This is a genomic window from Cupriavidus sp. 05N40 (assembly GCF_056397305.1).
Genome location: NZ_JBFTND010000071.1, coordinates 23,335 through 31,458, shown reverse-complemented (window position 1 = coordinate 31,458; position 8,124 = coordinate 23,335). Strand labels below are relative to the sequence as shown.

The window sequence follows — 8,124 nt, the reverse complement described above, 5'->3', positions numbered from 1 at the left end:
TTCGAGCTGCCCTTCGGCGTGGCCGGCTATTTCCGCATCAACGGCCGGGACGTGCTGGTGCCGATGGCGGTGGAAGAGCCGTCGGTGATTGCCGCGGCGTCCTACATGGCAAAGCTCGCCCGCGAATGCGGCGGCTTCGAGACTTCCAGCACCGGTCCGCTCATGCGGGCGCAGGTGCAGGTCCTCGGCATCACCGATCCCTACGGCGCCCGGCAGGCACTGCTCAGGCATCGGGACGCGATCCTCGAAGTGGCCAACAGCCGCGACAAGGTGCTGATCGGCCTCGGCGGCGGCTGCAAGGACATCGAGGTCCACGTCTTCCCCGACACCCCGCGGGGCGCGATGATCGTGATGCACCTGATCGTGGACGTGCGCGACGCCATGGGCGCCAATACCGTGAATACCATGGCCGAAGCCGTATCGCCGCTGGTGGAGACGATCACGGGCGGCTCCGTGCGGCTGCGCATCCTCTCCAACCTGGCCGACCTCCGGCTGGCGCGCGGCCGGGTGCGGCTGACGCCAGAGGTGCTCGCCACGAAGGAGCGCAGCGGCGCCGAGATCATCGAAGGCGTGATCGACGCCTGCACCTTCGCCGCCATCGACCCCTACCGGGCCGCCACGCACAACAAGGGGATCATGAACGGCATCGATCCCGTGATCGTGGCCACCGGCAACGACTGGCGCGCGGTCGAGGCCGGCGCCCATGCCTACGCCTGCCGCGGCGGCCGCTACACGTCCCTGACGCACTGGGAGAAAGACACGGCCGGCGCCCTGGTCGGCACGATCGAGATGCCGATGCCGGTGGGACTGGTCGGCGGCGCCACCAGGACGCATCCCCTCGCGCGCCTGGCCCTGAAGATCCTTGGCGCGCGCTCAGCCCAGGAACTGGGCGAGACCGCCGTCGCGGTGGGCCTGGCGCAAAATCTCGGCGCGCTGCGGGCGCTCGCCACCGAAGGCATCCAGCGCGGCCACATGGCCCTGCACGCACGCAATATCGCGCTGGTGGCGGGCGCGGTCGGCGCGGAGGCAGACAGCATCGCCAAGCGGATGGCCGACGAAAAAGACGTGCGCACCGACCGGGCCGTCGCGCTGCTGGCCGAACTGAGGGGCAGGTAAGCGCGCGGCAGGCGGGCCGGCATCCACCCCGATATGGCCCGATGTGGCCCGATGTGGCTCGATACGGCCCGCACCGGACCAGGGGACAAACAATAAACAGAGCTGCCAGCGACGCGCCAGCGCGCCTCGGTGCCAGCCATATTCCGGAGACAAGCCAATGAACAAACAGGAAGCGGCGCCGGCGCGGCGCCTGGTCGAAGTCTGGGGCGATACCGCCGATACCCGCCACCTTGCGTGGTCGATCGCGATCGGAGCGGTGGTCAGCCTGACCGGGTTCCTGATCGCAAGCCGCATTCTCGCCGGGCTGGTCCGATCGCCGGAACTGGCGCGCGCCTATGCCATGCTGGCCGGCCTTGCCGGTTGCCTGCTGGCGGGCGTCATCTGCGCGCTGGTGTTCCGGCCGAAACGCGAAGTGATCGAGGACGCGGCGGGCGGACCCGGCGCAGCGCACGCCCCGGCCTGGCGCGAGGAAGTGCTCGACAAGCTCGAGGAAGAAACCGGCGGCCTCGGCTCGGTCGCGGACCTGCCGCCGGCCGTGGTGCAGGAACTGAAGGAACTGCAACTCTACGAGCTCTTCGCCTCGCGCGAACGCCGCGCCACGGCCCCGCACGCCGCGCAGGACAGCACCGCGCCCGCCCGGCCCGTCAGTGCGCGTTCCACACTGGCCTGACCCCCCGCCCAAGGACATCGAAGGTTCATCATGATCGAATCCGCACTTCTTACCCACATCCTCATTGCCACCGGCATGGGACTGGCAGGCGCCATCGTCTTCGCCGCGATCGGCCTGATCTCAGGCACCGACGAGACCACCACGCTGGCACCGCTGACGCTGCTGGTCGTGCTGCTGGGCGTGCCGCCCGAGGGCGTGTTTACGTTCTTCCTTGCCGGCGCCGTCGCAAAGCACATGACCCATGCCATCCCGACCGCGCTGCTCGGCATCCCCGGCGACACCATGGCCACGCCGCTGCTGCAGGATGCCAACCACCTGCGCAACCTCGGCGTGCCACACATCGCGCTGCGCAAGATGATCTCGGGCGCCATCATCGCGGCCTTTATCGCGGTGCCGCTGGCGGTGCTGTTCGCCGTCCTGCTCGCGCCGTTCGGCGCGGCCATCACCAAGGCCGCGCCATGGATCTTCGTGGCCGCCGCGGCGGTCATCGCCTACAGCTCCGCCGGCCGGTGGGCCTCCGTCGCGACGCTGGTTCCCTTCGTCGTCGTCATCGTGGCGCTGCAGACGCTGACCGCGAAATTCGGCGTCAAGCTGAGCATCAGCTACTTCCTGGGCATCGCGATCGGCCCGCTCGTCGCCGATCTCTTCTCGGTCATCTCTCCGGTGGACCGGCCGCGCATGCAGCGCGACCGCGTGCGCACCTTCGCCCTCGCGCCCGATGTCAAGGGATGGTCCGGCTATTTCCCGAATCCGCTCAAGGTACTGGACCGCAGCCAGGTGAAATGGACCGTGGCCACGGCCACCGTGTCCAGCGCGACGTTCGTCTTCAGCCCCGTGGCCATGACGGTGGTGCTGGGAGAACTCGTGGGCGCAAGGATCAGGCACGCCTATCACCGGCTGACCACCGTGCTCAGCGCCCGCAACGGCGTGACGGAAGCCACCTACATCGCCGAGGCCCTGATTCCCCTCATCGCCTTTGGCCTGCCGCTCAGCCCTGTTGCCGCCGGCCCTGCCGCACCGCTGTTCAATGCGCCCCCGGTGTATACCGTGGATGCAGGCTCCGGCCAGACGCACAACTTGCACAACCTCCTGAGCCACGGGGAATTCCTCGGCTATGGCTTGCTCGCCGTCCTGCTCGCCGCGCTGGTGTCCTACCCGTTCGCCATGAACCATGCCCGCCGCGCCGCCCTGTTCGTCTCGCGCAAGGTGTCGCACGAAGCCATCATCGCCACCTTCGTCGGCCTGATCCTGGTGATCAGCGTGTGGGAAGGCCAGTTCCTCGGCCTGCTGGTCATCCTGACCATGGGACTGCTGGGCGGGCTGCTCTCCAGGGCGATCGGATTCAACACCGGCGTGCAGTTCATGGGCTACTACACCGCCGTGCTGACCGTGCCCGCCTTGCTCAAGCTGATCGGCTAGGACAGGGGTGAAGGGAGCGAATCCCCCTTCACTCCACCTTGATCCCTCCCTTCTTCACCACCGCGCCCCACCGGACCGACTCTTCCCTGATGAATCCCTGGAACTGCTCGGGGGTTCCTCCCACCGGGTCGATGCCGTATTCGATCAGGCGCGCCTTCACGTCGGGCTGGTGCAGCACGGCATCCATGTCGCCGGACAGTTTCGCCAGCACGTCCTTCGGCGTCTTCGCCGGCGCGATCAGGCCGATCCAGCTGCTGGCGGTCACCGCCGGATAGCCGGCCTCGGCCATGGTCGGCACGTCGGGCGCGGCGCTCCAGCGCGTCGGGCTGGTGATAGCCAGGGCCTTGAGCTTGCCGGCCTTGACCTGCGGCATCATGGTCTGCACCGAGTCGAAGATCATCGCCACCTGGCCGGAAAACAGGTCCGGCAAGGCCGGCGAGACACCCTTGTAGGGCACGTGCGTCATCTTCATGCCCACGGCCTGCGAGAACAGCTCGCCCGCGAGGTGCGCGCCCGAGCCATTGCCGCTGGAGGCGAAGGTCATCTTGTCGGGATGCGCCTTGCCCCAGCTGACGAGCTCCTTCACGCTGCCGGGCGGCAGCTGCGCGCTGGAGACCAGCAGCAGCGGGATGCGGCCGATCTGGCTCACGCCGGTCAGGTCCCTGACCGGGTCGTAGGTCATCTTGGGATACAGGCTGGGATTGATGGCGTGGGCGGCCACCACCACCAGCAGCGAGTAGCCGTCCGGCGCGGACTTGGCGACATTGTCGGAGCCGATCATGCCGTTGGCGCCGGGGCGGTTTTCCACCACCACCGGCTGGCCGATGCGTTCGGCCAGCTTCTGCATGACCAGCCGCGTCACCGCGTCGGACACGCCACCCGGGGTGTAGGGCACCACCACCCGCACGGGCTTGGCCGGGTAAGGCGCATCGGCCTGCGCCGCGCCGGAAATGCCGCAAGCCAGCGCTGCCGCGAGCAGGCAGGCTTGCAGCCACTGGCTGCGGCCCCGGTTCGTCTTCGTCTTGTTCATGTCTCCTCCGTCAGGATAGGGCCGGCGCCTTGGACATCGGGTGGCTGGCGGCCGGTGTTATGCAATGGCAGCCCCGGGTCTACGCCCAGCCCTGCGGCACCGTCAGCGGAAAATCGAGCAGCATCTGCGCATAGCTCTTGCCGAGCGGGTCCGAGCGCAGGCTGGCCACGCCGCCGCCGCCCAGCGCGCGGTGCATCAGGAAGTTGAGCGCATGCAGGCCCGGCACCTCGAAGCGCTCGACCTCGCCCTCGACCAGGTGCGCGAAGTACGCGCGCACGGCGTCGGCCGTCAGCTGTTCGCGCAGCAACGGCAGGAAATCCGGCCGGCGGGCGATCACGCCGATGTTTTCGTCGTCGCCCTTGTCGCCGCTGCGCGCGAAGGCCAGCCTGACCAGCGGCACGGTCGCGCGCGGGCCCGCGGGCATGGCCGGCGCCATCGCGGCCGACAGCGGTGCCGCGGGCGGCAGGTCACCCGCCACGGCGGCGCAGGCGAGCATCTCTGCGCTGCCGTCGAGCTCCACCCGCACCGGCACCTCCGACTTGCGCACCAGGAAGGAAAACACCTTCACCACCGGCTGGATGTCCACGCGCCCCGCGAACGACGAACGGGTGCCGGCCGCCATCGAGGTGCCGGCCGACGAGCATTCGCGCTGCAGGAAGCGCAGCGCCCTGGCCTGCGCATGGCGCGCGCCGATGCGCAGCACCACTTCGCGCGTAGGCAGCGCGCGCGCATGCGGGCCATATTGCGACTCGCAGCCGAGCAGCTCGACCACGGTCTCGGTGTAATCGGGCAAGCCGCTCTCGGCCAGCATGGCGCGCGTGCGGGCCAGCAGCGCATCGGCGGTGCGGCGAGCCTTGGCGGGCGCGTCGATGCCGCGGATGGCCATCATCAGGCTGAGCTGGTAGCCGTCCTGCCAGGTGCCGTTGGCCTTGTAGTGCGCGCCGGGCGCGCGGCCGCGCGCGCCATGCACGCGCACCTGCCCCGGCGCCAGCAGCTCCGTGCGCACCATGCGGAAATCGCAGGTGACATCCGGCATCAGGTAGTTGGCGGGATCGCCCACTTCATACAGCACCTGTTCGGCCACGGCGGCGGGATCGACCAGACCGCCGGTGCCTTCCGGCTTGGAGAGCACGAAGCTGCCGTCCTCGGCGCAGTCGATCACCGGGTAGCCGATGCGGTCCCAGTCTGGCACGCGCTGCCAGTCGGTAAACAGGCCGCCGGTGGCCTGCGCCCCGCATTCGATCACATGCCCGGCCAGCGTGCCGGCGGCCAGGCGGTCCCAGTCATGCCATTGCCAGCCGAATTCGTGCGCCAGCGCGCCGACCACCACCGCGCTGTCCACGCAGCGCCCGGCAATGACGATGTCGGCGCCCATGGCCAGCGCGCGCGCAATGCCCTGCGCGCCGGTATAGGCGTTGGCCGACAGCAGTTCCGCGGGCGGCGCCGCGCCGGTATAGAGATCGGTCAGCCCCTGGGCGCGCCAGCCCTCGAAGCTGCCCAGCACGTCATCGCCGCTCACCACGGCGACCTTGAGTGCCAGCCCCTGCTTTGCCGCGGCCCCCAGCAAGGCCGCGCGGCAAGCGTGCGGGTTGAGGCCGCCGGCGTTGGCGATCACGCGGATGCCGCGCGAGAGAATCTGGCCGAGGTGCGGCGCCATCGCGGCCTGCACGAAATCGGTGGCATAGCCCAGTGCCGGGTCCTTGGCGCGGGCGCGCGCCAGGATGGACATGGTGGTCTCGGCGAGGTAGTCGTAGACCAGGTATTGCAGGCCGGGCACGGCCAGCAGTTGCGGCGTGGCGATGGCCGAATCGCCCCAGAAGCCCGATGCGCCGCCAATCCTCACGGTGCTCACCGCGCGCGAAGTACCGAAGATCCTGCTCATGCCTTCTCCCCTGCGCCGGCTTGCGCTTCGACCCGGGCCAGCAACGCGCCGGCGCGGGCCTGCCCGCCTTCGCGCGCATGAAGCTCAGTCAGCACGCCGTCGAACGGCGCGACGATGGCGTGCTCCATCTTCATGGCCTCCAGCACCACCAGCACCTGGCCGGCCCGCACCGGCTCGCCGGCGGCGGCCTTCACCGCCACGATGCGCGCGGTCAGCGGCGCCAGCAGTTCACCGGCGCTCTCGGCGCTGCCGGGCTTGCGTTTTTTCTGGCGCGGGTCCAGCCGGGCAAAGCGCCAGGCGCGCCCGGCGCTGAACAGATGCAGGGTATCGGCCTCGCTGGCGAAGACCAGCGGCAGGGCCGCGCCATTGCATTCCACCAGCGCGCTGCCGTCGCCGGCGTCCGCCCGCAGCACGCGGGTGGCGACGCTCTGCGGCGCGCCATCGTCGCCTTCGCGCAGGGTCACTTGCCAGCCGTCGGCGGCGGCACGCACATCCACGCGCCATGATTGCGCGCCGGCCTGCAGGCCGAGGCTGAAGGCGGGCGCCACCAGGCCCGGGCGCGCCGCGGCGGCCAACAGGCCCGTGGCAGCCAGCGCCGCGCAGGCAAGCTGCGGGAGCCCGGGAGACGGCGCCCCCAACGCAGCCTGCATATGCGTATCGACGAAACCGGTATGCACGTCATTGCCGGCAAAGGCCCCGTGCGCCAGGCAATCGGCCAGGAAGCCCTGGTTGCTGGCCACGCCCAGCAGCACGGTCTGCTCGACCGCGCGCAGCAGCTTGCGGCGCGCCTCCTCGCGGGTGGCGCCATGCGCCACCAGCTTGGCCACCATCGAGTCGTAGTGGACCGGAATCTCGCCGCCCTCCTGCAGCGCGTGATCCACGCGCACGTCGTGCGCGGCGCCCGGCACGCGCCAGCGCAGCACCGGACCGCCCTGCGGCAGGAAGCCGGCGGCCACGTCTTCGGCGGTCAGCCGCACCTCGATCGCATGGCCTTGCAGCGCCACCTGCTGTTGCGTCACCGGCAGCGGCTCGCCGGCCGCCACGCGCAGCTGCCACTCGACCAGGTCGAAACCGGTGATGGCCTCGGTCACGGCATGCTCGACCTGCAGGCGCGTGTTCATCTCCATGAAATAGAAATTGCCGTCGCCGTCGAGCAGGAACTCCATGGTGCCCGCGCCCACGTAGCCGATGGCCTGGGCGGCGCGCACCGCGGCCTCGCCCATGCGCGCGCGCAGCGCCGGCGACACCGCCGGCGACGGCGCCTCTTCCACCACCTTCTGGTGGCGGCGCTGCACCGAGCAGTCACGCTCGCCGAGGTGGATCACCTTGCCCTGCGTATCGGCAAAGACCTGGATCTCCACGTGGCGCGGCGCGATCACCGCGCGCTCCAGGATCAGCTCGTCGGAACCAAAGGCGGTGCCGGCTTCGGAACGCGCGCTGGCCAGCGCGCCCGGCAAGGCCTGCGCCTCGTGCACCAGGCGCATGCCGCGCCCGCCGCCGCCGGCCGCGGCCTTCACCATCAGCGGGAAGCCGATCTGCGCCGCGGCGTGCAGCAGCGCGGCGTCGTCCTGCGCCTCGCCCTGGTAGCCGGGGATGCAGGGCATGTCGGCGGCCARCATCAGGCGCTTGGCCTCGGCCTTGTTGCCCATGGCGCGGATGGCCGTGGCCGGGGGGCCGACGAAGACCAGGCCGGCCTGCGCCACCGCTTCGGCGAATTCGGCGTTCTCGGCCAGGAAGCCATAGCCGGGGTGCACCGCGTCCGCGCCGCTGCTGCGCGCGGCCTCGACGATGGCCGCGATGTTCAGGTACGACGCGCGCGGCGCGGCGTCGCCGATACGCACGGCGCGGTCGGCGAACGCGACGTGCGGGCTGTGGCGGTCGGCCTCGGAGTACACCGCCACGGTGGCGAAGCCCAGGCGGCGCGCCGTGCGCATGATGCGCATGGCGATCTCGCCGCGGTTGGCGACGAGCAGGGTATGGAAGGGTCGGCTGGTAGCGGGCATGGTG

Annotated in this window: 6 protein-coding genes; 3 read left to right on the top strand and 3 right to left on the bottom strand. The window is 70.3% G+C overall.

Annotated features, from left to right (window positions below):
- From AC1DO7_RS17815 to AC1DO7_RS17805, 3 genes are all read left to right on the top strand, one after another.
- A partial coding sequence (locus AC1DO7_RS17815; protein WP_477116386.1) for a hydroxymethylglutaryl-CoA reductase, degradative occupies positions 1-1,116 on the top strand: 1,116 nt, incomplete at its 5' end.
- A 157-nt stretch (positions 1,117-1,273) separates the two neighbouring features.
- Positions 1,274-1,786 carry a hypothetical protein gene (locus tag AC1DO7_RS17810; RefSeq protein ID WP_441614236.1) on the top strand — a complete coding sequence of 171 codons (513 nt, stop codon included), beginning with the start codon at positions 1,274-1,276 and terminating at the stop codon, positions 1,784-1,786.
- A gap of 30 nt (positions 1,787-1,816) precedes the next feature.
- Complete coding sequence (locus AC1DO7_RS17805; protein ID WP_441614235.1) at positions 1,817-3,205, top strand: tripartite tricarboxylate transporter permease; 1,389 nt, start codon at positions 1,817-1,819, stop codon at positions 3,203-3,205.
- A gap of 28 nt (positions 3,206-3,233) precedes the next feature.
- Here the strand turns inward: AC1DO7_RS17805 and AC1DO7_RS17800 are convergent, their stop codons facing one another.
- The 3 genes from AC1DO7_RS17800 to AC1DO7_RS17790 form a co-directional block, all read right to left on the bottom strand.
- Complete coding sequence (locus AC1DO7_RS17800; RefSeq protein ID WP_441643232.1) at positions 3,234-4,235, bottom strand: tripartite tricarboxylate transporter substrate binding protein; 1,002 nt, start codon at positions 4,233-4,235, stop codon at positions 3,234-3,236.
- 79 nt (positions 4,236-4,314) lie between these two features.
- Entirely contained in the window at positions 4,315-6,117 is a 1,803-nt protein-coding gene (locus AC1DO7_RS17795; protein ID WP_441614233.1) for an acyclic terpene utilization AtuA family protein, read from the bottom strand.
- Positions 6,114-8,120: an acetyl/propionyl/methylcrotonyl-CoA carboxylase subunit alpha gene (locus AC1DO7_RS17790; protein ID WP_441643231.1), complete on the bottom strand. Its 2,007-nt coding sequence runs from the start codon at positions 8,118-8,120 to the stop codon at positions 6,114-6,116. The genes AC1DO7_RS17795 and AC1DO7_RS17790 overlap by 4 nt, the downstream gene beginning before the upstream one ends.
- Positions 8,121-8,124: the final 4 nt, after the last annotated feature.